Annotated in this window: 25 protein-coding genes and 2 tRNA genes; 12 read left to right on the top strand and 15 right to left on the bottom strand. The window is 70.9% G+C overall.

Annotation, left to right across the window (positions count from 1 at the left end; genetic code table 11):
• Window positions 1-98 precede the first annotated feature (98 nt).
• Window positions 99-182: transfer RNA gene (locus ACFVIU_RS09235), tRNA-Leu, on the bottom strand.
• A 398-nt stretch (window positions 183-580) separates the two neighbouring features.
• On the opposite strand from ACFVIU_RS09235, the gene ACFVIU_RS09230 reads away from it, so the two are divergent.
• From ACFVIU_RS09230 to pknB, 6 genes are all read left to right on the top strand, one after another.
• Entirely contained in the window at window positions 581-1,426 is an 846-nt protein-coding gene (locus ACFVIU_RS09230; RefSeq protein WP_385841594.1) for an FhaA domain-containing protein, read from the top strand.
• A gap of 10 nt (window positions 1,427-1,436) precedes the next feature.
• Window positions 1,437-1,970 carry an FHA domain-containing protein gene (locus ACFVIU_RS09225; protein WP_385841592.1) on the top strand — a complete coding sequence of 178 codons (534 nt, stop codon included), beginning with the start codon at window positions 1,437-1,439 and terminating at the stop codon, window positions 1,968-1,970.
• A 143-nt stretch (window positions 1,971-2,113) separates the two neighbouring features.
• A complete protein-coding gene (locus ACFVIU_RS09220) occupies window positions 2,114-3,664 on the top strand; it encodes a Stp1/IreP family PP2C-type Ser/Thr phosphatase (protein ID WP_385841807.1) in 1,551 nt (516 codons plus the stop codon).
• Between the two features lie 27 nt (window positions 3,665-3,691).
• Window positions 3,692-5,143, top strand: a complete 1,452-nt coding sequence (locus ACFVIU_RS09215; RefSeq protein ID WP_385841591.1) for an FtsW/RodA/SpoVE family cell cycle protein — start codon at window positions 3,692-3,694, stop codon at window positions 5,141-5,143.
• A complete protein-coding gene (locus tag ACFVIU_RS09210) occupies window positions 5,140-6,618 on the top strand; it encodes a peptidoglycan D,D-transpeptidase FtsI family protein (protein ID WP_385841590.1) in 1,479 nt (492 codons plus the stop codon). Before ACFVIU_RS09215 ends, ACFVIU_RS09210 begins: the two co-directional genes overlap by 4 nt.
• A gap of 213 nt (window positions 6,619-6,831) precedes the next feature.
• Window positions 6,832-8,829 carry a Stk1 family PASTA domain-containing Ser/Thr kinase gene (gene pknB / locus ACFVIU_RS09205; protein ID WP_385841588.1) on the top strand — a complete coding sequence of 666 codons (1,998 nt, stop codon included), beginning with the start codon at window positions 6,832-6,834 and terminating at the stop codon, window positions 8,827-8,829.
• A gap of 101 nt (window positions 8,830-8,930) precedes the next feature.
• Here pknB and ACFVIU_RS09200 read toward each other — a convergent pair whose 3' ends face one another.
• From ACFVIU_RS09200 to ACFVIU_RS09175, 6 genes are read right to left on the bottom strand one after another with little or no spacing between them, the layout of a single operon-like run.
• Window positions 8,931-9,689 carry a class E sortase gene (locus tag ACFVIU_RS09200; RefSeq protein WP_385841586.1) on the bottom strand — a complete coding sequence of 253 codons (759 nt, stop codon included), beginning with the start codon at window positions 9,687-9,689 and terminating at the stop codon, window positions 8,931-8,933.
• 27 nt (window positions 9,690-9,716) lie between these two features.
• Window positions 9,717-10,931: a class E sortase gene (locus tag ACFVIU_RS09195; RefSeq protein ID WP_385841585.1), complete on the bottom strand. Its 1,215-nt coding sequence runs from the start codon at window positions 10,929-10,931 to the stop codon at window positions 9,717-9,719.
• A complete protein-coding gene (locus ACFVIU_RS09190; RefSeq protein ID WP_385841584.1) occupies window positions 10,928-11,566 on the bottom strand; it encodes an aminodeoxychorismate/anthranilate synthase component II in 639 nt (212 codons plus the stop codon). Before ACFVIU_RS09190 ends, ACFVIU_RS09195 begins: the two co-directional genes overlap by 4 nt.
• The gene (locus ACFVIU_RS09185) at window positions 11,563-11,724 is read right to left on the bottom strand and encodes a hypothetical protein (RefSeq protein WP_385841583.1); all 162 of its coding nucleotides are present in this window, start codon (window positions 11,722-11,724) and stop codon (window positions 11,563-11,565) included. The genes ACFVIU_RS09190 and ACFVIU_RS09185 overlap by 4 nt, the downstream gene beginning before the upstream one ends.
• A 54-nt stretch (window positions 11,725-11,778) precedes the next feature.
• The gene (locus tag ACFVIU_RS09180) at window positions 11,779-12,447 is read right to left on the bottom strand and encodes a class E sortase (protein ID WP_385841581.1); all 669 of its coding nucleotides are present in this window, start codon (window positions 12,445-12,447) and stop codon (window positions 11,779-11,781) included.
• Between the two features lie 24 nt (window positions 12,448-12,471).
• Window positions 12,472-13,260: a DUF881 domain-containing protein gene (locus tag ACFVIU_RS09175; protein WP_385841580.1), complete on the bottom strand. Its 789-nt coding sequence runs from the start codon at window positions 13,258-13,260 to the stop codon at window positions 12,472-12,474.
• A 102-nt stretch (window positions 13,261-13,362) separates the two neighbouring features.
• On the opposite strand from ACFVIU_RS09175, the gene crgA reads away from it, so the two are divergent.
• The gene (gene crgA / locus ACFVIU_RS09170) at window positions 13,363-13,617 is read left to right on the top strand and encodes a cell division protein CrgA (RefSeq protein ID WP_073887398.1); all 255 of its coding nucleotides are present in this window, start codon (window positions 13,363-13,365) and stop codon (window positions 13,615-13,617) included.
• A 255-nt stretch (window positions 13,618-13,872) separates the two neighbouring features.
• Here crgA and ACFVIU_RS09165 read toward each other — a convergent pair whose 3' ends face one another.
• Both ACFVIU_RS09165 and ACFVIU_RS09160 read right to left on the bottom strand, forming a co-directional pair.
• Window positions 13,873-14,763 carry a rhomboid family intramembrane serine protease gene (locus tag ACFVIU_RS09165; RefSeq protein ID WP_385841579.1) on the bottom strand — a complete coding sequence of 297 codons (891 nt, stop codon included), beginning with the start codon at window positions 14,761-14,763 and terminating at the stop codon, window positions 13,873-13,875.
• Window positions 14,764-14,876: 113 nt separating this feature from the next.
• Entirely contained in the window at window positions 14,877-15,404 is a 528-nt protein-coding gene (locus ACFVIU_RS09160) for a peptidylprolyl isomerase (protein ID WP_385841578.1), read from the bottom strand.
• Window positions 15,405-15,704: 300 nt separating this feature from the next.
• Between ACFVIU_RS09160 and ACFVIU_RS09155 the strand changes: the two genes are divergently transcribed.
• The gene (locus ACFVIU_RS09155; protein WP_385841577.1) at window positions 15,705-16,403 is read left to right on the top strand and encodes a DUF5324 family protein; all 699 of its coding nucleotides are present in this window, start codon (window positions 15,705-15,707) and stop codon (window positions 16,401-16,403) included.
• A 75-nt stretch (window positions 16,404-16,478) separates the two neighbouring features.
• Here the strand turns inward: ACFVIU_RS09155 and ACFVIU_RS09150 are convergent, their stop codons facing one another.
• Both ACFVIU_RS09150 and ACFVIU_RS09145 read right to left on the bottom strand, forming a co-directional pair.
• Window positions 16,479-18,161, bottom strand: a complete 1,683-nt coding sequence (locus ACFVIU_RS09150) for a DUF4246 domain-containing protein (RefSeq protein WP_385841806.1) — start codon at window positions 18,159-18,161, stop codon at window positions 16,479-16,481.
• Window positions 18,125-18,197 (bottom strand) — tRNA-Ala (locus tag ACFVIU_RS09145). The genes ACFVIU_RS09150 and ACFVIU_RS09145 overlap by 37 nt, the downstream gene beginning before the upstream one ends.
• Window positions 18,198-18,380: 183 nt before the next feature.
• Here ACFVIU_RS09145 and ACFVIU_RS09140 point away from each other — a divergent pair.
• Window positions 18,381-18,929 (top strand): helix-turn-helix domain-containing protein, encoded by a 549-nt coding sequence (locus tag ACFVIU_RS09140; protein WP_385841576.1) that lies wholly within the window; start codon window positions 18,381-18,383, stop codon window positions 18,927-18,929.
• A gap of 161 nt (window positions 18,930-19,090) precedes the next feature.
• Entirely contained in the window at window positions 19,091-20,500 is a 1,410-nt protein-coding gene (locus tag ACFVIU_RS09135; protein ID WP_385841575.1) for a protein kinase, read from the top strand.
• On the opposite strand, the gene ACFVIU_RS09130 is transcribed toward ACFVIU_RS09135, so the two are convergent.
• Complete coding sequence (locus tag ACFVIU_RS09130; protein ID WP_385841573.1) at window positions 20,464-21,732, bottom strand: hypothetical protein; 1,269 nt, start codon at window positions 21,730-21,732, stop codon at window positions 20,464-20,466. The two genes, ACFVIU_RS09135 and ACFVIU_RS09130, sit on opposite strands and share 37 nt — an antisense overlap.
• 336 nt (window positions 21,733-22,068) lie before the next feature.
• Complete coding sequence (locus tag ACFVIU_RS09125; RefSeq protein WP_003999697.1) at window positions 22,069-22,197, bottom strand: DLW-39 family protein; 129 nt, start codon at window positions 22,195-22,197, stop codon at window positions 22,069-22,071.
• 349 nt (window positions 22,198-22,546) lie between these two features.
• Here ACFVIU_RS09125 and ACFVIU_RS09120 point away from each other — a divergent pair, with 349 nt between their 5' ends.
• Window positions 22,547-22,957: a DUF6344 domain-containing protein gene (locus tag ACFVIU_RS09120; RefSeq protein ID WP_385841572.1), complete on the top strand. Its 411-nt coding sequence runs from the start codon at window positions 22,547-22,549 to the stop codon at window positions 22,955-22,957.
• 206 nt (window positions 22,958-23,163) lie between these two features.
• On the opposite strand, the gene ACFVIU_RS09115 is transcribed toward ACFVIU_RS09120, so the two are convergent.
• Together ACFVIU_RS09115 and ACFVIU_RS09110 are read right to left on the bottom strand one after the other, a co-directional pair.
• On the bottom strand, window positions 23,164-23,352 hold the full coding sequence (locus ACFVIU_RS09115) for a ferredoxin (protein ID WP_385841571.1): 189 nt from the start codon (window positions 23,350-23,352) through the stop codon (window positions 23,164-23,166).
• A gap of 105 nt (window positions 23,353-23,457) precedes the next feature.
• A complete protein-coding gene (locus tag ACFVIU_RS09110; protein ID WP_385841570.1) occupies window positions 23,458-23,937 on the bottom strand; it encodes a hypothetical protein in 480 nt (159 codons plus the stop codon).
• 173 nt (window positions 23,938-24,110) lie between these two features.
• On the opposite strand from ACFVIU_RS09110, the gene ACFVIU_RS09105 reads away from it, so the two are divergent.
• Window positions 24,111-24,641, top strand: a complete 531-nt coding sequence (locus ACFVIU_RS09105; protein ID WP_385841569.1) for a hypothetical protein — start codon at window positions 24,111-24,113, stop codon at window positions 24,639-24,641.
• Window positions 24,642-24,858: the final 217 nt, after the last annotated feature.

Raw genomic sequence — 24,858 nt, 5'->3', positions numbered from 1 at the left:
AACCCTCCCCACACAACACACAACACAAGCACCCCGAAACATACCATACTGCGGTCGGCGTGACTCACCACCCCCCCCCCCCCCCCCACTCCGTGGTGTGCGCGAGGGGGGAGTTGAACCCCCACGCCCTTGCGGGCACTGGAACCTGAATCCAGCGCGTCTGCCTATTCCGCCACCCGCGCATTGGGTGTGTCTTCCGGTTCCTTCCCTTTCGGGCTGGCCCCTTCCGACATCGAGAACATTAGCACGTCGGACGGGGTGGGTTCACATCCCTTCCGCCCGCCCGGCCGGCGGCGCACCGGCCGCGCGGGTTCCCGGTGCCGTCCCGGCCGTCCCGGGGAGCCCCGCGTCTCGTATCAACCTCGTACCGTTCCGGGGGCATCTCCCCAGGAGCGGGCCGGGTCCACAGCCGGGTGCGGGACACTGGTCTTCACCCGGCTCTACGATCCTTGCGAGGAGAGTTCGAAGGGGAGCCGCTGGGGGAACCGGCTGATTGCCGGACGCGTAGATACGATCAGTGAGCAGTAACAGCACAACCACGTAAGCGAAGGCAGAGCGGCAGGGACGGAGGAGGTGCCCCATGGGAGTCCTGAAGAAGTTCGAGCAGCGTCTCGAAGGTCTGGTGAACGGCACCTTCGCCAAGGTCTTCAAGTCCGAGGTCCAGCCCGTGGAGATCGCCGGCGCGCTCCAGCGGGAGTGCGACAACAACGCCACCATCTGGAACCGTGACCGGACGGTCGTACCCAACGACTTCATCGTGGAGCTGAGCACGCCGGACTACGAGCGGCTGAGCCCCTACTCGGGCCAGCTCGGCGACGAGCTGGCCGGCATGGTGCGCGACTACGCCAAGCAGCAGCGCTACACCTTCATGGGACCGATCAAGGTCCACCTGGAGAAGGCCGACGATCTCGACACCGGCCTGTACCGGGTGCGCAGCCGTACCCTCGCCTCCTCCAGCAGCCAGCAGGCAGCACCTGCGCCGCAGGCCCCGCAGGCCCCCGGCGGCTACGGCCGCCCGCCGGCCGCCGCGCCCGCCGGCGCGCCCCCGATGCCCGCCACCCCGCCCCCCGGCGCCCGGCCCGGCGGCTACGGCTACCCGCAGCCCGCCCCGCAGCGGCCCGGAGCCGCGCCGGCGAGCGGCGGGCGCACCCGCTACTGGATCGAGATCAACGGCACCCGCCACCAGATCTCCCGCCCGACGCTGGTGCTGGGCCGCAGCACCGAGGCCGACGTGCGGATCGACGACCCCGGCGTCTCCCGCAGACACTGCGAGATCCGGACCGGGACGCCCTCGACGATCCAGGACCTCGGTTCCACCAACGGCATCGTGGTGGACGGGCAGCACACCACCCGCGCTACGCTCCGCGACGGCTCGCGGATCGTCGTGGGCAGCACCACCGTTATCTATAGGCAAGCCGAAGGGTGAAGCGGGGGCAATGTCAGAGCTGACCCTCACGGTCATGCGGCTGGGTTTCCTGGCCGTACTGTGGCTGTTCGTGATCGTGGCCGTGCAGGTCATCCGCAGCGACCTGTTCGGTACGCGCGTCACCCAGCGCGGATCGCGTAGGGAGGCCGGGCGCCAGCAGCAGACGGGCCGGCAGCCGGCGGCCCGGCAGCAGGCCGCGCCCCCGCAGCAGCGCGGGCAGCAGAGCGGTGGCCGGCGCGGTGGCCGCAACGCCCCCACCAAGCTGGTCGTGACCGAAGGCACACTGACCGGCACCACCGTCGCGCTCCAGGGCCAGACGGTCACGCTGGGCCGGGCGCACGACTCCACGATCGTGCTGGACGACGACTACGCCTCCAGCCGCCATGCCAGGATCTACCCGGACCAGGGCGGTCAGTGGATCGTCGAGGACCTGGGCTCCACCAACGGCACCTACCTGGACCGGTCCCGGCTGACGACTCCCACGCCGATCCCGCTGGGCGCGCCGATCCGCATCGGCAAGACCGTCATCGAGCTGCGGAAGTAGTGCTACATCATGAGTGAGCGCGAGCGGAGCGAGCACGCAGCGGCAGGCCGCCACCCGGCCGCCGCCGGCGCGCTCCCGACCGGAGGGTGGGCAGTGTGGCTCGACACGACCGGCTGTACCCGGAGCCGACGGGCGAGGTGGGCATGAGTCTGTCACTGCGCTTTGCCGCCGGATCGCACAAGGGCATGATCCGCGAGGGCAACGAGGACTCCGGTTACGCCGGCCCGCGGCTGCTCGCGATCGCCGACGGCATGGGCGGCCAGGCCGCCGGCGAGGTCGCCTCCTCCGAGGTGATCTCCACCCTGGTCACGCTCGACGACGACGTGCCCGGCTCCGACATCCTCACCTCGCTCGGCGCCGCCGTGCAGCGCGCCAACGACCAGCTGCGCACCATGGTCGAGGAGGACCCCCAGCTCGAGGGCATGGGCACCACCCTGACCGCGCTGCTGTGGACCGGACAGCGGCTCGGTCTCGTGCACGTCGGCGACTCGCGCGCCTATCTGCTGCGCGACGGCGCCCTCACCCAGATCACCCAGGACCACACCTGGGTGCAGCGGCTGGTGGACGAGGGCCGGATCACCGAGGAAGAGGCCACCACCCATCCGCAGCGTTCCCTGCTGATGCGCGCCCTCGGCAGCGGCGAGCACGTCGAGCCCGACCTGTCGATCCGCGAGGTCCGCGCCGGCGACCGCTATCTGATCTGCTCCGACGGCCTGTCCGGCGTCGTCTCCCACCAGACGATGGAGGAGACCCTCGCCAGCTACCAGGGCCCGCAGGAGACCGTGCAGGAGCTGATCCAGCTCGCGCTGCGCGGCGGCGGCCCCGACAACATCACCGTCATCGTCGCCGACGTCCTCGACCTGGACACCGGTGACACCCTCGCCGGGCAGCTGTCCGACCAGCCGGTCGTGGTCGGCGCCGTCGCCGAGAACCAGCACCACCTGCACGACAACGGCATCATGCAGACCCCCGCCGGCCGCGCCTCCCACCTGGGCCGGCAGTCCGGCAAGCACGGCCACGGCGGCGGCGAGTTCGGCCCGCCCGGCTCCGGCGACACCACCGGCTACGTCCCGGCCGGCTCCTTCGGCGACTACGCCGACGGCGAGTTCACCAAGCCGCGCGCCCGGCGCCCCTGGCTGAAGAGATCCCTGTACGGCGCCCTCGCCCTCGCCGTGATCGGCGGCGGCCTGTACGGCGGCTACCGGTGGACGCAGACCCAGTACTACGTCGGCGCCAACGGCGAGCACGTCGCGCTGTACCGCGGCATCAGCCAGAACCTGGCCTGGGTGTCGCTGTCGCAGGTGGAGAAGGACCACCCCGAGATCGAACTCAAGTACCTGCCGCCCTACCAGCAGAAGCAGGTCAAGGGCACGATCGCGGCGGGCGGTCTGCAACAGGCCCAGACGAAGATCGACGCGCTGTCCGTGCAGGCCTCCGCCTGCCGCAAGCAGGCCGAGCGGGCGGCCGCGGAGAAGAACGCCAAGACGAACCGGATCAAGGCCGCGGGCGGCACCGGAACCACCGCCGCCTCCTTCACGTCCAAGGCATCACCGACGCCGCACCCATCGGCGCCGACCTCCCCGACGTCCCCGACCGCGCCCTCCAAGTCCCCGTCCGCGACCGCCACTCCCCACCCCGGCCCGAGCCTCTCCGAGGATGAGCAGAAGGTCGTCGATCAGTGCGGCAAGCAGTGAGCCAGCCGTGAGAGGCCCCGTCACACGATGAGCAGTACGACAAACCCGCCGACGCACCACACGTCCACGATCGGCGCCATCGGCGCGCCGAGCCGCCGCAACACCGAGCTGGCCCTGCTGGTCTTCGCCGTGGCCATCCCGGTGTTCGCCTATGCCAACGTGGGCCTGGCCATCAGCGACAAGGTGCCCTCCGGGCTGCTGAGCTACGGACTGGGCCTCGGTCTGCTGGCCGGCGTCGCCCATCTCGTCGTACGGAAGTTCGCGCCGTACGCCGACCCGCTGCTGCTGCCGCTGGCGACGCTGCTCAACGGACTCGGACTCGTCGTGATCTGGCGCCTTGACCAGTCCAGGCTGCTCCAGAACCTGCCCCACTTCGCCCCCTCCGCGCCCAAGCAGCTGCTGAACAGCGCGCTGGGCATCGCCCTGTTCGCCGCGGTGCTGTTCTTCCTGAAGGACCACCGGGTCCTCCAGCGCTACACCTACATCTCGATGTTCGGCGCGCTGATCCTGCTGATCCTGCCGCTGGTGCCGGGCCTCGGCGCCGACATCTTCGGCGCCAAGATCTGGATCAGGGTGCCCGGCCTGGGCTCCCTCCAGCCCGGCGAGTTCGCCAAGATCGTCCTGGCGGTCTTCTTCGCCGGCTACCTGATGGTGAAGCGGGACGCCCTGGCCCTGGCCAGCCGCCGCTTCATGGGGCTCTACCTGCCGCGCGGCCGCGACCTCGGCCCGATCCTGGTCGTCTGGGCGATCTCGATCCTGATCCTGGTCTTCGAGACCGACCTCGGCACCTCGCTGCTGTTCTTCGGCATGTTCGTGATCATGCTGTACGTCGCCACCGAGCGGACCAGCTGGATCGTCTTCGGTCTGCTGATGTCCGCGGTCGGCGCCGTCGGCGTGGCCAGCTTCGAGCACCACATCCAGACGCGTGTGAACGCCTGGCTGGACCCGATGCGCGAGTACCAGCTGAGCCGTCAGATCACCCACGACGGCGTCCTCCACTCCGACCAGCTCCAGCAGTCGCTGTGGGCGTTCGGCTCCGGCGGCACCCTCGGCACCGGCTGGGGCCAGGGCCACTCGGACCTGATCAAGTTCGCCGCCAACTCCGACTTCGTCCTCGCCACCTTCGGCGAGGAGCTGGGCCTCGCCGGGATCATGGCGATCCTGCTGGTGTACGGCCTGATCGTGGAGCGCGGCCTGCGCACCGCCCTCGCCGCCCGCGACCCGTTCGGCAAGCTGCTCGCCGTCGGTCTGTCCGGCGCCTTCGCCCTCCAGGTCTTCGTCGTGGCCGGCGGTGTCATGGGGCTCATCCCGCTGACCGGTATGACCATGCCGTTCCTGGCCGCCGGTGGTTCGTCCGTGCTCGCCAACTGGGCGCTGATCGCCATCCTGATCCGGATCAGCGACACGGCGCGCCGCCCGGCGCCCGCGCCCGCCGCCAATCCCGACGCCGAGATGACCCAGGTGGTCCGCCCGTCATGAACAAGCCCCTGCGCCGGATCGCGATCTTCTGCGGCCTGCTCGTGCTGGCCCTGCTGATCCGCGACAACTACCTCCAGTACGTCCGGGCCGACCAGCTGAGCAGCGACAAGGACAACCGCCGGGTCGCCATCGAGCGCTACGCCCACCCGCGCGGCGACATCATCGTCGACGGCAAGGCGATAACCGGATCGGTCGAGGCCCAGAACGGCGACTTCAAGTACAAGCGGACCTACAAGGACGGCCCCATGTGGGCCCCGGTCACCGGCTACTCCTCGCAGGCCTTCGACGGCAGCCAGCTGGAGAAGATCAACGACGGCATCCTCAGCGGCACCGACGACCGGCTCTTCTTCCGCAACACCCTCGACATGCTCACGGGCAAGCAGAAGCAGGGCGGCAACGTCGTCACCACCCTCAACGCGGCCGCGCAGAAGGCGGCCTGGGACGGGCTGAAGTCGCGGGGCGGCAAGGGCGCCGTGGTCGCCCTGGAGCCGTCCACCGGCAAGATCCTCGCGCTGGCCTCCTACCCGTCGTACGACCCCTCGTCCTTCGCGGGCAACTCCACCAGCGTGGACGCCAAGAACTGGAACGCGCTCCAGAAGAAGAACAACCCCGCCGACCCGATGCTCAACCGGGCGCTGCGCGAGACCTACCCGCCGGGCTCCACCTTCAAGGTGGTCACGGCCGCGGCCGCGCTGGAGAACGGGCTGTACACCTCGGCCGACCAGAACACGAACTCCCCGCTGCCGTGGACCATGCCGGGCACCCGGACCGAGCTGAAGAACGAGGGCAGCATCCCCTGCAAGAACGCCACCATGCGCGAGGCGCTGCGCTGGTCCTGCAACACCGTCTTCGGCAAGATCGGCGCGGACCTCGGCAACGACAAGATGCTGGCGGAGGCGAAGAAGTTCGGCTTCGACGCCGAGCAGTTCACCCCGGTCCGCTCCAACGCGTCGGTGTTCTCCAACGGCATGAACCAGTCGCAGACCGCGCTGTCCTCCATCGGCCAGTACAACACCGCCGCCACCCCGCTCCAGATGGCCATGGTCGTCTCGGCGGTCGCCAACGACGGCAAGCTGATGAAGCCGTACATGGTCGACAAGCTCCAGTCGTCCAACCTCGACACCCTGGAGCAGACCCAGCCGAAGGAGCTGAGCCAGCCGCTCTCCTCCAAGAACGCCCAGATCCTCCAGGACATGATGAAGACGGTCGTGGAGAAGGGCACCGGAACCAGGGCCCAGATCCCCGGCGTCACCGTCGGCGGCAAGACCGGCACCGCCCAGCACGGTGTGGCGAACAGCGCCAACCCGTACGCCTGGTTCATCTCCTTCGCCAAGCTCCCGGACGGCAGCAGCCCGGTCGCGGTGGCCGTGGTGATCGAGGACGAGAGTGCCAACCGTGACGACATCTCCGGCGGCGGCCTGGCCGCGCCGATCGCGAAGAACGTGATGGAGGCGGTCATCAAGTCCAAGAAGTGAGACCGTGGGCCCAGGGAGGCACGACAGTCACTCACACAAGTGAGCCCCCTCACACCTCCTTCACATCAGCGCACGTTGCGATACCGGTCCTGTATCGGGTTCCGGGCTTGGCCAGGTCATACAAAGCGAGCCGGGTACCGTAGGCCCGGACGGCAGCCTCGGACGCACACCTCTGTGACGGCCGAGACCGACGGAGAGGGCTGGTAGGTAGCTATGGAAGAGCCGCGTCGCCTCGGCGGCCGGTACGAGCTGGGCCAAGTGCTCGGCCGTGGTGGCATGGCGGAGGTCTACCTCGCGCATGACACCCGCCTCGGCCGCACCGTGGCGGTGAAGACCCTGCGCGCGGACCTCGCGCGTGACCCGTCCTTCCAGGCCCGCTTCCGCCGGGAGGCCCAGTCGGCCGCCTCGCTCAACCATCCCGCGATCGTCGCGGTCTACGACACGGGCGAGGACTACATCGACGGGGTCTCCATCCCGTACATCGTGATGGAGTACGTCGACGGCTCCACGCTCCGTGAGCTGCTGCACTCCGGCCGCAAGCTGCTGCCCGAGCGCGCGATGGAGATGACCATCGGCATCCTCCAGGGCCTGGAGTACGCGCACCGCAACGGCATCGTGCACCGCGACATCAAGCCGGCCAACGTCATGCTGACCCGCAACGGCCAGGTCAAGGTGATGGACTTCGGCATCGCCCGGGCGATGGGCGACTCCGGCATGACCATGACCCAGACGGCCGCGGTCATCGGCACGGCCCAGTACCTCTCGCCGGAGCAGGCGAAGGGCGAGCAGGTCGACGCCCGCTCCGACCTGTACTCCACCGGCTGCCTGCTGTACGAGCTGCTGACCGTCCGGCCGCCCTTCGTCGGCGACTCCCCGGTCGCGGTCGCCTACCAGCACGTCCGCGAGGAGCCCCAGCCGCCGAGCGTCTTCGATCCGGAGATCACCCCGGAGATGGACGCGATCGTGATGAAGGCGCTGGTCAAGGACCCGAACTACCGCTACCAGTCGGCCGACGAGATGCGCGCCGACATCGAGGCGTGTCTGGACGGCCAGCCGGTCGCCGCCACGGCCGCGATGGGCGCGGTCGGCTACGGCGGCTACCCCGACGAGCAGCCCACCACCGCCCTCCGCCAGGAGCAGGGCGGCGGGGCGACCACCGTGCTCCCGCCGATGGGCCCGGACGACGGCTACGGCTACGACGACCGGCCCGACCGGCGCCGCCAGCAGCCGAAGAAGTCCCACACCTCCACGATCCTGCTGGTGGTCGCGGGCATCCTGGTGCTGATCGGCGCGATCCTGATCGGCAAGTGGGTGACCAGCAGCCACAACACGGGCGACGGTCAGGTGGAGGTCCCGAACTTCGTCGGCCAGACGGTGAGCAGCGCGCGCAGCATGGCCGACAACGTCGATCTGAAGGTGACGGTCGGCTCCCGCAAGGCCTGCCAGGAGCAGCCCAAGGGCAATGTCTGCGCGCAGAACCCGGACGCCAAGACGAGCGTCGACAAGGGCACGACGATCACTCTGACGGTGTCCACCGGCGCCCCGAAGGTCCAGGTGCCCGACGTCCGCGGCCTCCAGTTCGACCAGGCGGAGAGCCAGCTCAAGGGCAAGGGCTTCCAGGTCGAGAAGAAGACCGTGGTGTCCACCCAGACCCCCGGTGTCGTCACCGCGCAGGACCCGGTGAACGTCGAGAAGGAGAAGGGCACGGTGATCACCCTCACCGTGGCCAAGGCGGAGGAGAAGGTCACCGTCCCGAACGACGTCGTCGGCAAGTCCTGTGACGACGCCAAGACCGAGCTCCAGAACCTGGGCCTGACCCCCACCTGCAACGACGTCGCGGTGACCGACCCCGCCCAGGACGGCAAGGTGCAGAGCACCAACCCGGGGGCGGGCACGCAGGTCTCCAAGAACACGCCCATCGCGGTCAACGTCGGCAAGCTCCAGAACAACCAGGTGCAGGTGCCGGGCATCCAGGGCCAGAAGCTCAAGGACGCCAAGCAGATGCTCGCGCAGGCAGGCCTCCAGCTCGGCAACGTCCAGGGCTCGAACGACGACAACGCGGTCGTCGTCTCCTCGAACCCGACGCCGGGCAGCACGGTCAACTCCGGCCAGACCGTCGATGTGATCACCATCGGCGGCGGGGGCAACGGCAACGGCAACAACGGCGGCAACAACGGCGGAGGCACCCTCTTCGGCGGTCTCAACGGCTGACGCCTCCCCGCTGCTACGAGAACGAGCCCCTGCCGGTGCATCACCGGCAGGGGCTCGTTCGTGGCGTCAGGGCATGTGGCTTCAGGGCCTGGCTTCAGGGCTCAGCGCAGCTCCGCCGGAGGCGTCCGCTTGCTGTCGACCTTGTCCACCCGGACCAGCTCGCCCCAGACCACATAGCGGTACAGGGACGTGTACACCGGGGTGCAGGTCGTCAGGGTGATGTAGTGGCCCGGCTTCTTCCGGCCGGCCTCGGTGGGGATCTGGGAGATGACCTTGACGTTGTACTTCGAGGTCTCGGGGAGGATCGCGAAGACCTTGTAGACGTACCAGTCGTCCCGCGTCTCGAAGACGATCGGGTCGCCCTTCTCCACCTTGTCGATGTTGTGGAACTTGGCGCCGTGGCCGTCGCGGTGGGCGGCCAGGGTGAAGTTGCCGTCCTTGCCGGACATGGGCAGGACCGCCTTGACCGGGTCGGTGTAGTAGCCGGCCACACCGTCGTTGAGGACGTCGGTGCCGGTGCCCTTCTCGACCAGGACCTCGCCGTTGTGCATCGACGGCACGTGCAGGAAGCCGATGCCGTCCTTGGTGTCCAGCGCGCCGGGGGTGTCGTCCGTGGACCGGGCCCAGTGCTGGCGGACCCGGTCGGCCCGCTGGTCCGCCTTGCGGTCCGCTATCACGTTCGTCCACCACAGGGAGTAGACGACGAAGAGGGCGAGCACCAGGCCCGCCGTGATGAGGAGTTCGCCGAGGACGCTGACCGCGGTCGCGATCCTGCCGAGGCGCCGGGGGCGCTCCCCGGCGGGCGGGGCGGGGTCGGACGCGTCCGTGTGTTCTTCGGTCTCGTCGGCGGTCGCTGCCACAGTTCCTCTGCCCTTACTCGCTGAGCCCTACTCGATGAGCGCGTCCGGCTTTCCCTTGCTGCGCGGGCGTTCCTCGACCATCTTGCCCCAGACGATCAGCCGGTACGTGCTGGTGAACTCCGGGGTGCAGGTGGTCAGGGTGATGTACCGGCCCGGCTTGGTGAACCCGGAGCCCTTGGGTACGGGGTCCAGCACACTGGTGTTGGCGGGCGAGGTGACCGGCAGCGTCGAGGTCACCTTGTACACGAAGTACGTGTCCTGCGTCTCGACCACCACCGCGTCGCCCGGCACGAGCCGGTTGATGTAACGGAACGGTTCGCCGTGGGTGTTGCGGTGCGCCGCGAGGCCGAAGTTGCCGGTCTTCGCGTCGGGCATCGCCGTCTTCAGCGGGGGCTCGCCGTAGTGCCCGACCATGCCCTTGTCGAGCACCTTCTCCTTGCTGACGCCCTCCGCGATCGGCGCGACCACGTCCAGCTTGGGGATGTGCAGGATGGCGAAGCCCTGACCGGGTTCGAAGACGCCCGGGTTGCGCCGGCCGTTCGCCCAGTCGTCCTGGAGCTGGTGCGTCTCGTTGCCGGCCTGCGCGTGCGCGCGGATGTTGGTCCACCACAGCTGGTAGGTGACGAACAGCAGCATCAGGACGCCGGTGGTGATGAACACCTCGCCGATCACCCGGCTCGCGATGACCGCCGGCCCGGGCTTGGCCAGCCGCGCCTGTCGGCGGGCCTCCACCCGGGACAGCGGCCGCCGCGCCGACTGGGCGGGGGACGCGTTCTCCGGGCTGCTGTGGCGCCCGCCGCGCCGCTTGGCGGCCTTTCTGCGGGCCGCACGGCCACCGGCGGGGGTTCCAGGCACCGGAGGGGCTGTTGGGGCCGCAGGGTCCCGTAGCGGGAGCCGCAGCGCCATCGTCTGCTCGTCCCCGCCGGCCGCCGGGCGGATGCGGGACAACACCACCGTCGACTCACTGGTGACCGGCGGCAGCCCGGCCGGCGGCTCTCCGAAAACGGGCGGGAGGACCATCGTCGGCTCCCCGGAAACGGGCGGCAGAACGGCCGTCTGGTCCCCGGAGACCGGGGGTAGGACGACCGTCTGATCCCCGACCGGCGGCAACACGACCGTCGGCTCCCCGGACGCGGGGGGCGGCGGTGCGGTCCGGGGGTCGGCGTAAGGCGCACCGCCGTAGGGCTCGTACGGTCTCTCCCCGCCGTACAAGTCCTCGCGCTCGGGGCGCAGCGAGGTCACGCCGTGGCCCTGCCCACCACCGGGGCCAGCCCCGCCGACCTCGCCACGGCACCCTGGTCGCCGCACTCCACCAGCCAGTTGGCCAGCATCCGGTGCCCGTGCTCGGTCAGGACCGACTCGGGGTGGAACTGCACGCCCTCGACCGGGAGTTCACGGTGGCGCAGGCCCATGATGATGCCGTCGTGGGTGCGGGCCGTGACCTCCAGCTCGGCGGGGACGGTGGCCGGTTCGGCGGCCAGGGAGTGGTAGCGGGTGGCCGTGAAGGGGGAGGGCAGGCCGGCGAAGACGCCCTTGCCCTCGTGCTCCACCGGCGAGGTCTTGCCGTGCAGCAGTTCCGGCGCCCGGTCGACCACACCGCCGTACGCGACCTGCATCGACTGCATGCCCAGGCAGACCCCGAAGACCGGGACGCCGGTGGCCGCGCAGTGCCGGACCATGTCCACGCAGACCCCGGCCTCCTCGGGCGTGCCCGGGCCCGGCGAGAGCAGGACGCCGTCGAAGCCGTCCTGGGCGTGCGAGGTCGACACCTCGTCGTTGCGCAGCACCTCGCACTCGGCACCCAGCTGATACAGGTACTGGACGAGGTTGAAGACGAAGCTGTCGTAGTTGTCGACGACGAGAATCCGCGCAGTCACTGGTTGTCCACCGTCACATCGTTGAAGGGCAGCAGCGGTTCCGCCCACGGGAAGACGTACTGGAAGAGGACGTAGACCACGGCCAGAATCAGTACGAGCGAGATGAGTGCCTTCATCCACGCGTTCCCCGGCAGATGCCGCCAGATCCAGCCGTACATGCCGTCCCTTCCGTTTCGCCACGGCACCGGAAACCCACGCCGTACCGCACCAGACTAACGGCGCAGGGCCTTCGGTGGCCCGGACTCCACAGGCTGTGTGGAGTCCAGGTGCGCCCACACGATCAGCCGGTGGCTGTGCCCCCATTCCGGATCGCAGGTGGTCAGGGTGAGATACCGGCCCGGGCGCCGGTAACCGGACGCGCCGGGCACCGGGTCGATCACCGCGACATCCGTGGGAACCGTCCGGTAGGGCCCTGTGTCGATCCGGTACGTGAACCAGGTCGTCCCGTCCGTGAGGACGACCGCGTCTCCCGGGCGCAGCCGGGGGAAGTCCTTGAACGGGTCGCCGTAGGTGCGCCGGTGCCCGGCGACCGCGAAGTTGCCCGTCCGCCCGAGCCGGGCCGTCCCCCGGTAGTGGGCGAGGCCCTTCGCCAGGACGTCCCGGCCGGTGCCCTCCAGCACCGGCTTGTTCCACGTGAAACCGAACCGCGGGATGTACATGATCGCGAAGGCCTCACCGTAGTGGTACGGCGCGGGGCGCGAGGGAGCGGAGGCGGCCGGCGCGGTCCCCCGCGACCACTGCCGGTGCAGCTGGTCGATCTGGTCGCTCATCGCGCCGTCGGCCCGCACTCCGGTCCAGAACAGCACGTACACGACGAAGAGCACGATCAGGGTGCCGGCGGTGATGCACAGTTCGCTGAGCGTCCTCACGATCACGCGCACCGGCGGCTCCTGACGGGGGCCTGGCTACTCCACTGGCTTCGCGTAGTGCAGGTCCACTGTGCCGGAGTAGCCGGGCAGAGTCACCGTCCCGTCCTCGGTGACTTTCCAGCCGAGGCCGTAGACGTTGACGTACACCATGTAGGTCTGGATCGCCTTGCTCGCCGCGAGCGCCTTCTGGAGCCGCCCCGGGTCCCCGATCGCCGTGATCTTGTACGGCGGTGAGTAGACCCGGCCCTGGAGGATCAGCGTGTTGCCCACGCAGCGCACGGCGCTGGTGGAGATCAGCCGCTGGTCCATGACCCGGATGCCCCGGGCGCCGCCCTGCCAGAGTGCGTTCACCACGGCCTGGAGGTCCTGCTGGTGGATGACCAGGTAGTCGGGCTGCGGCTCGGGATAGCCGGGGAGCTTGGCGGTGGCGTTGGGCGGGGCGTCGTTGAGGGTGACGGTGAGCCCGTCGCCGGTGAGCGGCTGGGTGCCGGCGCTGCGCTCCAGCCCGGTCAGCCGCCGGTCCTGGGCCTTGCTGCTGCCGTCGTCGCTCTCGGCCAGCGACTCCACGCCATGGCGCAGGGCCGCGTTGGAGTCGTCCAGCTCCTTGTTCTTGCGGCTGCGCTCCTGGATCAGGTCGGACAGCTTCAGCAGCGAGCCGTCCTGCCGGATGTCGGTGCCCTTGGCGGTGTCGAAGCTGGTGAAGAAGATGAGCCCCGCGAGGGCGAAGACCGCGGCCGTCAGGATGCGCACCGGCCGGACGCGCAGCCCACGGCCGGGGCGGGAACCCATTGATCCCGTCCCGGGGGAGTCGGCAGAATTGCTCAACGTACCCTTATCTCCTTCGGCGCCACGGAAGCACTACGCTAACGGACGCGCCCGACCCAGTTACCTGCGCGGCCACGCAGCGCATCGACAGGAGAGACCCTCGTGCCGAAGTCACGTATCCGCAAGAAGGCCGACTACACGCCGCCGCCGGCGAAGCAGGCACAGGCGATCAAGCTGAACAGTCGCGCCTGGGTCGCCCCCGTCATGCTGGCCATGTTCCTGATCGGCCTGGCCTGGATCGTGGTCTTCTACGTGACCGACGGCTCGCTGCCCATCGACGCACTCGACAACTGGAACATCGTGGTCGGCTTCGGCTTCATCGCGGCCGGGTTCGGTGTCTCCACGCAGTGGAAGTAGCGGTCGAGTGACCGTTTGAGTTATCCACAGGCCTGAGCTTCTGTCCACATGTTCCTGGGGAAAGAAACTACGATCTGTGGATAACTCCTCGGGGGTTGACGCTGGTACGACTGCACAGCTGGCCCTCGCACATCTCTTCGCCCTCTGTCTGACCTGCGAGAACTCATTCGAGCGGCAGGGGGCGCAGGCGTGCCCGCACACTGTGCACAAGATCCGCCACCCGCTGTGGACAACGGTTCGCCCCGGCCGGGCCGATCAGGTCAGCTGAGCCGTTCTCACCAGGGTCAGGACGACCACCACGGCCAGGACCAGCGCACATGTGCCGTACTGGACCAGCGTCCGCTTCTGGCGCGGGGCGTGGATCATGGCGTAGCCGGTGACGACACCGGCGACCAGACCGCCGATATGGGCCTGCCAGGCGATGTTCATGCCGGGGCTGAAGGTGATGACCAGGTTGATCACCAGCAGAGCGACGAGCGGGCGCAGGTCGTAGTTGAGCCGGCGCATGAGGACGCCCGTCGCGCCGAACAGTCCGAAGATCGCTCCGGAGGCGCCGAGCGACGGCTGGTTGGGCGCGGCCAGCAGAAAGGTCAGCGCGCTGCCGGCGAGACCGGAGACGAAGTACAGGGTGAGATAGCGGGCGCGGCCGAGGGCCGCCTCCAGGGGGCCGCCGATCCACCACAGGCTGAGCATGTTGAACGCGATGTGGGCATAGCCGCCGTGCAGGAACATCGCGGTCAGCAGGCGGTAGTACTGGCCCGCGGCGACGCCCTGCACCCCGGTCAGATCGGGGGCGTAGGCCTGGCCGATCAGCTCGAACCGGTGGGTGAAGCCGTCGCCGACGGCCATCTGGACCAGGAAGACCGCGAGGTTGATCCCGATGAGGATCTTGGTGAGCAGGCGCGGGTCGGCGGTCAGCGTGCCGCCGGCGACGGTGCGCGGGCGGGCGGCGGCCGCCGCCCGGCCGGCCTCGGAGTCTCCGCGCACACAATCGGGGCACTGGAAACCGACCGAGGCGCTGACCATGCACTCGGGGCAGATGGGCCGCTCACAGCGGGTGCAGTGCACGCCGGTCTCGCGGTCCGGGTGCCGGTAGCACCCGGGCACGCGAGGGGCCTGCTGCGCGCTGCCTGCGGGCTGGTCCATCGGTTCCCCTCGCATGTCGTGATGCATGTCCTGCTCATCCTGACGGACGAGCGGGGCGTTTTGTTCCCGTGCGGCCCGGCCTCGGCGCTTCTCGATGACGGCCGGGAGCGGCCTCAGCGCTTCTCGATGACGACCGACTCGATGACGACGTCCTCGAGCGGGCGGTCGGTGCGGGGGTTGGTGGGGACGGCCGCAATGGCGTCGACGACCCTGCGGCTGGCGTCGGCGACGACCTCGCCGAAGATGGTGTGCTTGCGGCTCAGCCAGGCGGTCGGGGACACCGTGATGAAGAACTGCGAGCCGTTGGTGCCCGGGCCGGCGTTGGCCATGGCCAGCAGGTACGGCTTGTTGAAGGCCAGGTCCGGGTGGAACTCGTCCTTGAACGTGTAGCCGGGACCGCCCATGCCGGTGCCCAGCGGGTCACCGCCCTGGATCATGAAGCCGCTGATGACCCGGTGGAAGATCGTGCCGTCGTAGAGCCGGTTCTTGCCCTTCACACCGGTCTCGGGGTGCGTCCACTCCCGCTCGCCCTGCGCCAGCTCGACAAAGTTCCTGACCGTGGCCGGCGCATGGTTCGGGAGAAGCAGGATCTCGATGTCGCCGCGGTTGGTCTTCAGGGTGGCGTACAGCTGCTCGGCCACGGTCTGCCTTCCGTTGTCCTCCTGTGGTGCCCCCGATCCTCGCACGGCCCGGAACGCTCGCCGCGCGTCGGTCATCAGGTGCATGAGATCCACCGACACGGCCGGTGAGGCGGCGCGCGGCGGCGATTCGTGGCAGGGTCGACGGAAGGTGCGGTTGCCCGGAATTCACCTGTGATGGAGGCGAACGAAGCGATCGGCACCCATATGCCCGCCCGCGCATGCCGCACAGGCTGTCGGCAGGCATGATCCGTAAAAGGGTGGAAAGTCGAAATACCGTACGCCACCGAGGAGGAGGAACCCGTGACCCGCATCGACAGCGTGCGCGCCGCGACCGGCTCGGCGAAGGACAGCGTGCTGCACGCCGCGGAAGTGGTGGCGCCCTACGCCGACACGGCCAAGGAGCGTGCCGCGTACTACGCGCAGGAGGCACGCGTACGGCTGGCGCCCGTGGTGTCGCAGGCCGCCGAACAGGCCCGCGTGCAGTACGACGCCCGGCTCGCCCCGCGTCTGGAGCAGGCTCGTACCCATGTGCCGACCAAGGTGGACCTGGCCGCGCACGAAGCCGCCGTACGCACCCGCAAGGCGGCCCAGCAGGCCGCCGAGTACTCCCGTCCGAAGATCGAACAGGCCATGGCCGCGGCCGCGCCCGTGTACGACGAGGCCGCGCTGCGCGGTGCCGCCGCGCTGGCCGCGCTGCGCGGCAATGTCTCGGCCGAGGAGATCCAGAAGCTGGCCGAGCGCAATGTCCGCCGGTCCCGGCGCGGCCGGGCGCTGAAGGGGCTGGCGGTGCTCACCGTGCTGGCGGCCGGCGCCTTCGCGGCCTGGAAGTGGTGGGACAAGCAGGCCAACCCCGACTGGCTGGTCGAGCCGCCGGCCGCGACGGAGGTCCCGGAGACCGGCCGGCTGAGTTCGGTGGACGGCACCGGGCCCTCGGTGCTGGACCCGGAGGTACAGGCCAAGCAGGCGGAGGAGGAGGGGGACGGGGACGACCGGGGGTGAGCCGGCCGGCACCGCGAGAGGGCTCGGCGAGAGGGCTCGGCGAGAGGGCTCGGCGAGAGGGCTCAGTGAGAGGGCTCAGTGCTCGCAGAGGGAGAACTCCCGCTCGTAGAGCTGCTCGTTGTGTTCGTTTACGAAGAACTTGCGTTCCTGCATGAGCTCTTCGCGGTATCCCCTGGCCTCTTCCAGTGTCATGGTCGAGGTGTCGGACCACGGCTGCTGCGGTGGCACATCGGAGGTCGAGACGATCTTCTGCTCCGGGTCGACCAGGAAGAACGCGAGGATCTTGCGGTGCCCGGGGCGGCCGGGGTCGGCGAGGCGGAACGAGCCGACCCGGTGTTGCAGGACGTTCGGGAACGCCAGGCAGCGGCCCGCCGGGGTCGCTGCCGATCCCAGCACCTGGTTCAGCGCGTCCTCGTCCTCCAGGCCGTAGACCTCGCGCACGCCGTTGTCGTCGTTCTGCTCGTAGTGCGGGTCGTCGAGCGCGGTCCGGAAGCTCAGCCGGCTCTCGGTGATGTTCTCGCTGTCCCAGTAGTAGAGCGCGGTCGAGACGATCCGCTCGTTCAGCATCCCCTCGACGTGCCAGGAGCCGCCGGGGTACTCGGGCTTGTCCGGGGTGAGATGGATGGTGGCGAGCTTGACGATGACCTGGAGACCGCGGCCGCGCAGATCGACCCGGGCGGAGGCGTCGGGCGGCTCCGGCGGGGTGAAGGCCGGGGCGTCCGGGACGACCGGGCGGCGGTTCTCCCACCACTCCTCGTGGACCGTCTCCCAGGCACGGATGGCTTCGCCGTAGGCCTTCTTGTCACTGTAGGAGGATTTGTCCGGATACTCGGGCTCAGAGTCGTACCAGCCGTAGGGATCGACCTCGATCCGCAGCGGCCGCGGATGACGCAGATCGGTGAGCACGTTCTCCAGCAGCGGGCGCATGCGCGCGAACACGTCCGGCAGGACGGCGGCCAGGTCCCGGTGGTTCTCCGGGTGGACGTTGTTGACGTACGACCGGAAGGTGACGTCACCGTCGTCACTGACGTCGACGTCCGTGGGCAGCCACTGGAACCGCTCCGAGAACTCGTACCGCGCATGCCGGTCCGTCGGGTTTCGCCAGGCCCGCTCGGGCTCGCCGCTCACCCCTCTGACCAGGCAGAACAGTGAGGGATGCACCAGGTCCAGCACCTGGCCGCCGGAGCCGGGATGCCAGTCCCGTTCCGCTTCGGGAACCTCTTCCAGAACCCGGACCGCCTCGCGCAGCCGGGCCCTGAGCCCCTCGTCGACCAGCGTGTCCGACTGCCACACCCCGTCGACGGCGGACACCTCGACGCCGGTCCGCCCGTCCCGCAGCGCCGCGTAGTGCCCGAGCTCGTCGAGCACATAGCGGACCTGCGCCTCGGTGAGGCCCTGGGCGAGCGCTTCCCGGGTCCACCGGGCGACGATGCCGGCGTCGTGCATCTTGTCGAACCACCCCGGCTTGGCCCGGATGTGGGCGCTGCACTCCATCATCTCGAGCTCCCGCAGCGTCCGAGGTGTCGCGTACGGCAGGGAACGGGAAGCGTGAAAGGGGAGCGGGAAGGCAGGCAGGCCGGTCAATTCTCTTGTTCCTCCGGGGCGATGTGCGGTGACCGGAAGGCTACGGGAGGGCACTGACACCGCGGCCGGGGCGGGGCACGGCGGGGACAAGAACACCCCCCTGCCAGCGTTTCCGCAGGTCAGGGGGGTGTAAGGAGTGGAGCCTAGGGGAGTCGAACCCCTGACATCCGCCATGCAAAGACGGCGCTCTACCAACTGAGCTAAGGCCCCGGGAAGGAGCGGCCGACCGGAGGAAGCGGGTTCCGGTGGCGCCGCAGACCAGAGTACCGGGTGACCCCGGGTATCCCGCAAAAAGATTGGGGGTCCCCGCCGATGACCACTCTCCGTAAGATGCTCGACGTGGTTCGCGTGAGCGAACCGCGGTTTTTTTAGGGGAAGCGATGGGGAGACGCAATGGACGCCGCACAGCAGGAAGCCACCGCCAGAGCGCGGGAGCTCCAGCGGAACTGGTACGGGGAGCCGTTGGGGGCGCTCTTCCGTAAGCTCATCGACGATCTCGGGCTCAACCAGGCCCGTCTCGCGGCGGTCCTCGGCCTGTCCGCTCCGATGCTGTCGCAGCTGATGAGCGGCCAGCGGGCGAAGATCGGCAATCCTGCGGTGGTCCAGCGGGTGCAGCTGCTCCAGGAGCTGGCGGCCCAGGTCGCGGACGGCAGCGTCAGCGCCGCCGAGGCGACCGAGCGGATGGACGAGATCAAGAAGTCACAGGGGGGCTCCGTGCTCAGCAACACCACGCAGACCACGAGCAGCTCGGGGGCGCCCACGGTCAAGCGGGTGGTCCGGGAGATCCAGTCGCTGCTGCGCTCGGTCGCGGCCGCCGGCGACATCATCGAGGCCGCCGACAGCCTCGCCCCCGCCCACCCCGAACTCGCCGAGTTCCTGCGGGTGTACGGCGCCGGGCGCACCTCGGACGCGGTCGCGCACTACCAGTCCCACCAGAACTGACCGGAGGCGGGCGCGCGGGGCTCGGGGGGAAGAGCACCGGGGCGCGACGCCACGGGCGTACCGCCCGTCACGGGGGCGTTCGTATCGCTCATCACCGGGGAAGCAAGGGGTAACCGCACGGGGTACCGGGGTGAGCCGAGGGGGAGGAGCGTCGGGCTGTCATGGGTGAGGTCTTCGCCGGCCGGTACGAGCTGGCCGACCCGATCGGACGCGGCGGTGTGGGGGCCGTATGGCGCGCCTGGGACCACCGCCGACGCCGTTATGTGGCCGCCAAGGTGCTCCAGCAGCGCGATGCCCACTCCCTGCTGCGCTTCGTCCGCGAGCAGGCGCTGCGGATCGACCACCCCCATGTCCTCGCCCCGGCCAGCTGGGCCGCCGACGACGACCAGGTGCTGTTCACCATGGACCTGGTCGGCGGCGGTTCGCTGGTCCACCTGGTCGGCGACTACGGCCCGCTGCCCCCGGCCTATGTGTGCACCCTGCTCGACCAGCTGCTGTCCGGCCTCGCCGCCGTCCACGCCGAGGGCGTCGTCCACCGTGACATCAAGCCCGCCAACCTGCTGCTCGAAGCCACCGGCACCGGCCGGCCGCGGCTGCGGCTGTCCGACTTCGGCATCGCCATGCGGCTCGGCGAACCCCGTCTGACGGAGACCAACCTCGTCGTGGGAACGCCGGGCTATCTCGCCCCCGAGCAGATGCTGGGCGCCGACCCCGACTACCCGGCCGACCTGTTCGCCGTGGGCCTGGTCGCCCTGTATCTGCTTGAGGGCGCCAAGCCGGACGCCAAGGCGCTGGTCGAGTACTTCGTGGAGCAGGGCACGCCCGGCCCGCCCAAGGGCGTCCCCGAACCGCTCTGGCAGGTCGTCGCCGGCCTGCTCCAGCCCGACCCGGCGGCCCGGTTCCGCACCGCCACCGGCGCGCGCAAGGCCCTCGCCGCCGCCGCGGAACTCCTGCCGGAGCCCGGCCCGGACGACGAGCTGATCGAGGTCTTCGACCAACTCGGCCCGCTGCCGCCCGGTTTCGGACCCGACGGCCCGCTCAAACCGGCCCGTGGGGTGCGTTCGTTCAGGGACCGTGCCGATGACGCGGGCGGCAGTCCGGGTGACAGTACGGGGACCGGCGGGGCCGGGTCTGCGGTTTCCGAGCGGGTCTCCGACGTGCCGACCCCTTCCGACACCGGCAGTTTCCGGCTGCCGCCGCCCCCGGAGGAGCGGGCCGCCTCCTTCGGGCCGTACACCCCGCCGTCCGTCCCCCAATCCCCCTACGGGCACCAGGCGTTCGATCCGGCGCAGCACCCGGCCTGGCCCCCCGCGAGTCCTCCCACGGCGACTCCCTCCTCCCCGACTCCCCCCACCGCCGCGTACACCGCCCGGGACCCGCGGACCCCGCCTCCCTTCGCCCCGCCGATGCCGATGCCGACGGCGGCGCCGGTGCGGGCGGTGGCTCCGGTGCGCGGCCGGCGAGCGCGCCGTACCCGCCGGGCCGGGCCTCCGGCCAGGGCCGCGATCCCGATCCTGCTGCTGGCGCTGGCCTGTTACGCGGTCGGCTTCTGGGCGTTGACCCGGGTCTGAGCCCGCCGGGCGGCCAGCGTCCAGACCGCGAGCACCAGCAGCAGCGCGGTCCCGAGCCCGATCCCGGTGGCCGCGACCAGCTTCATCCGGGTGCCGCCCCCGCCGGCCCCGGTCAGCACCGCCTCCCGGTCCCGGGCCGTGACCGTGAAGACGCCGGCCGGCTCCGGCCGCCCGGCGTACTCCGGCCCGGCCTGCGCCGCCCCGGACAGCCGGACCCGCAGCGTCACGGCGAACGGCCCCTGCCCGAAGGTGGCCGCCACCCGCTCGCTGAGGTGCAGCACCAGGTAGTAGTCCCCGGCGAAGCGGACGGAGGTCACCGCGGCGGGGACGGCGTACCGGTTGGCGTACGCCACCGGCGGGAGCGGGGCGAGGGCGGCCGACTTCGGGGTGCCGGTGTAGCCGAGGGAGGTGTCGTCGACGAGACCGCGCACCGGGTTGTGCAGGGAGAGGGTCAGGGCGCCGCCGACATAGCCGTGGCCGGGGGAGCCGGCCAGCTCGGCGGAGGCGTACAGCTGCCGCCCCCAGTCCAGCGGCACCCTGTAGAACTGGGTCGCGCCGGGCGCCAGGGCGGTACGCCAGACGCCCGGGCCGAGGGAGCGGGCCCAGGCGAAGCCGGCGCCGCCGGAGCGGTCGCGGGGCGCGCCGCCGAGCGGTTCGGGTGTGGCGGAGTCCCATGTCTGCGGCGCGCCGGTGGGTCCGGGGTGGGCCAGGCGCGGTTCCGTGACGGGCACGATCTCCAGATCCCAGGGCCGCGCCGCCGCTCCCTCCCCGCCAAAGGTGCCGAGGCGTTCGACCACCACGTAGTACGTCCCAGCGCCCTGGCACACCGTCCTGTCCGCCTCCCGCCGCCCCAGTGCGGTGACCGGCCGCGGGCTGATCGCGGCGCCGAAGCGGGCGGCGGAGTAGGAGCACGGCGTGCCGCGCGCGTCCTGCACGGACACCCGGATGCCGTCGGTGGCGGAGACGGTGGCGTCCGCCGGGGGTACGGCGGTGACCGGGACGTAGGCCGTGTCGGCGGCGGTGAGATCCAGGCGGTAGGAGAGGGTGCCGTGCGCCGGGAGGTGGCTGCGGTAGGTGCGGCCGGGGGCGAGGTGCCCGGCGTCCGCCCGTCCGACCCCGCCCTCCACGCTCCGGGCGCCGGGGGCGAAGGCGTACGACCCCGGTCCGGACGGCGCGGCGACGGCGGGCCCGGCCGGCACCCCGACGAGCAGCCCGGTCAGCACGGTCAGCACAGCCAGAACAGCCGGAAGGGCCGGAACGGCGCGAGTGGTCGACCGCCGGCCGCCCCGCCTCGACCCCGCTGTACGCCCCCGCACGCGCCACCCCCTGTCGCTCACCGCCCATCCTGCCCCGTGGGTCACTGCGCCATCCGGGCAACGCACACGTCCGTCCGAAACACCCCGCCAACACGCTGCCCCGCACGCCGCCCCCGATCACCGCCGTACCCCACCCCCCGCGACCTCGCAACGCGAACCGTGAGCCGGGAGCCGGGAGCCGGGAGCCGGGAACAGCACAGGACCCCGGCCGCGACGGCGGCCGGGGTCCTGGTCAGATTCTGGTGTCGGTACTCACGAACCCGTGGGCACGGAGTCAGTCGCCTCCGTCCACAGGTCCTGCTCGGCGCGATCCGCCTGGATCTGGCGGTACACGAGGAGACCGCCGATGGCGGCCAGTGCGACCAGGAGCAGCTTCTTCACCGCGCGACCTCGTCTTTCGTTGACGTAGGGGACCTCTGGCGCCCGACTATACACACCGACCGATATCGATCGGTGACCTGCGTCGGGCCCCAACTCCCGCCCGCCGGAGCCCAGTAGGCACGCCCCGCACCGTTCCGATCGGAGGGTGATCACACCCCCACGGACGGTCACTTTTGCTCCCCCTTCGCTCACTCTCGCCAGCTTTCAGGGGTTTTGTGGGCCTCTTAGGGCCATCCGAGTGGTGTTCATCTGAACATCGCCGCGCCACGGGCGTCGGTCCACCACTTCGCGATCCGCATACACATCATGAGGAAAGTACGCAAATCGCCCAACCCGAAAGTGAGGGGCCATGACCCAGAACAAGGTCATGAAGCTGTGGACCGCCATCGTCACCACCTTCCTCGCGCTGTGCACGGCGCTCGGACTCGCCTCCGCCACGACCGCCACGGCCGCGGCGGCCACACCCCGGACCGAGAACACCGGCACCGGAGCGAGCACCGCGACGAACACCGCGACCAGGACCGTCCCGACGATCCCGGCACCACGCCACTGGGCCTGGTCCCACGGCAAGGCCCTGCCCCCCACGATGAAGCAGCGGATCCGGGCCGAGGCCCACGGCAAGACCCCCCGCTGCCGGCGCCGGGGACTGCCCGGCACGCAGGAGAACGCCCAGGACGACCCCCAGGAGCCCGCCCATACCTCCGCGACCGGGACCGGACACCGGACGGACGACCAGCGGTCGGCGCCCCTGGCCTGCTGACCCCCGGCTCACCCGCAGTACCGCAACGTCTCGACCCAGGCGACTTGCGTACGCACCAGTCGACACGGAAAGACCCCCGGCCGGGCTCGGCCGGGGGTCTCGCGCTGTACCGGGCACCCCGAACCGGACGCCATGCCCGGACGCCATGCCCGGACGCCATGCCCGGACGCCATGCCCGGACGCCATGCCCCCGAGGAACCCTCGGCTCACTCCGTCAGCACGATCGCCTGCGAGGGGCACCGCTCGGCCGCCTCCCGCACCTCCGGCGCGCCGCCCGACTCCTCCCGTCCGGGCCGTACGACGCCGTACCCGTCCTCGAACGCGAACACGGCCGGCGCCCGGTGCGCGCACTCGGCGGAGCCGTAGCACAGCGAGCGGTCGACGGAGACCTTCATGCATCCTCCAGCCCTCAGCGGTGACTGCCTGACTTCCAGGACGTCACTGCCCGGCGGAGGACACACCGAACCGAGCGGCCCCGCGCGGTCCCTCCCGCCCTCCGGCTACCGCTCCCCGCCCGCGGCCGACAGCCAGTGGGCCACCCGGCGGACCGTGGGCTCGTCGAGCCGGTCGGCCAGCGCCCGGACCGCCGCCTCGTCCTCGGGCCCCAGCTCGTACAGGCCCGCCTTGGCCAGCCCGGCGACGAGCACCTGGTGCCGACGGCCCGCCATGCGCTCCGCGAACCGGGCGGGTGCCGGGGCGGATGCCGGGGCGGGCGGCCCGGACCGGTGGGCGGCGGTGGCCTGGGCGTCGTAGCGGTGCCAGGCGCCCTCGCGCGGCCCCCACAGCGCGACCGTCACCTGCTCCCCCCGCGCGCGCAGGGTCCGGGTCATGTCCCCCACGGCGTACAGCACGGGCGCCCGGTACGGCGACTGCGCGCCCACGCTCCAGGAACCATCGCCGGATCCCCGGGCGGGCCGGTGGAACAGCGCGACCCAGCGCGGCTCGCCGGACGGTCGCGGGCAGGCAGGACTGCTCTCCATCCCTCACTCACCCCTTCTCTCCCCGGCCCACAGGCCCTGGGGGACGGCCGGAGGGCGACCGTAGCTGACATACCGTCAGATAGCCATGGCGTCCTTCTGGTCTCTTCACGGCCGGCGTGACACCCTGCCCGCGCCCACGCCCGCCCCGGAACGGACCGAGAGGGAGGCCGAGGATGAGCGCAGAGACAACCGAAGAGAGCGCGGGGGCCGCGAGCGAGGCCGCCGTGTGCGCGGCCCACCGGGCCCGTGCGCACAGCGCCTACGCCCGTGCCGTCGCCGCGTGCCGGTACGCCGGAGTCGGCCGGGAGGCCGCCGAGACCGTGCCCAGGGACCTGGCCGCCAGGGCCGCGAGCGCGCTGCGGCTGACGGAACGGTCGCTCGCCGCGCTGGCGTCGGCCGCGCCGGACCCCGCGGCCGACGCCCGCTGCGCCCGCAACGCCGCCGCCGGCGCGGCCCTGGCCGCCCAACTGGCCGCGTCGGCACACGAACCCGATTGGGTCGGAGCATCCGGGGCATCCGGTCCAGGCGGGGCATCCGGGGCGGCGGCCCTGCGGGCGGCGCTGGCCGCCTCCCTGGCGGCCGCGGCCGCGGCGGGCGGCAGTGCGCCGGGCCGGGATCCGTCGCTGAACGCCGCCGCCGAGCGGGCCGAGCACGACGCCCGCACCGCGGCACGCGCGGCGGGCTGGCCGGAGCCTCGCCCGTAGCCGAACCCTGAGACAGAGACGGGGGCCAGGATGGGGAGCCGACCCGTGGTTTCTCCCGCCCGTCCGGTACCGGTCCCTCCCCTCGTGGGGACCGGTACCGAACGGTGCAGGAGCGTCGGCCCGTACCTGGTCGGCGAAACGGCACGGGTCGAAGCAAAGGGGGCGAAACATCTCCGGGCGACCCGCATGGGCTCACCCCATGGAGCGGTCGTCGCTC

The organism is Streptomyces sp. NPDC127190, assembly GCF_042672505.1.
Classification (GTDB): domain Bacteria; phylum Actinomycetota; class Actinomycetes; order Streptomycetales; family Streptomycetaceae; genus Streptomyces.
This window is presented reverse-complemented; position numbering and strand designations above follow the sequence as displayed.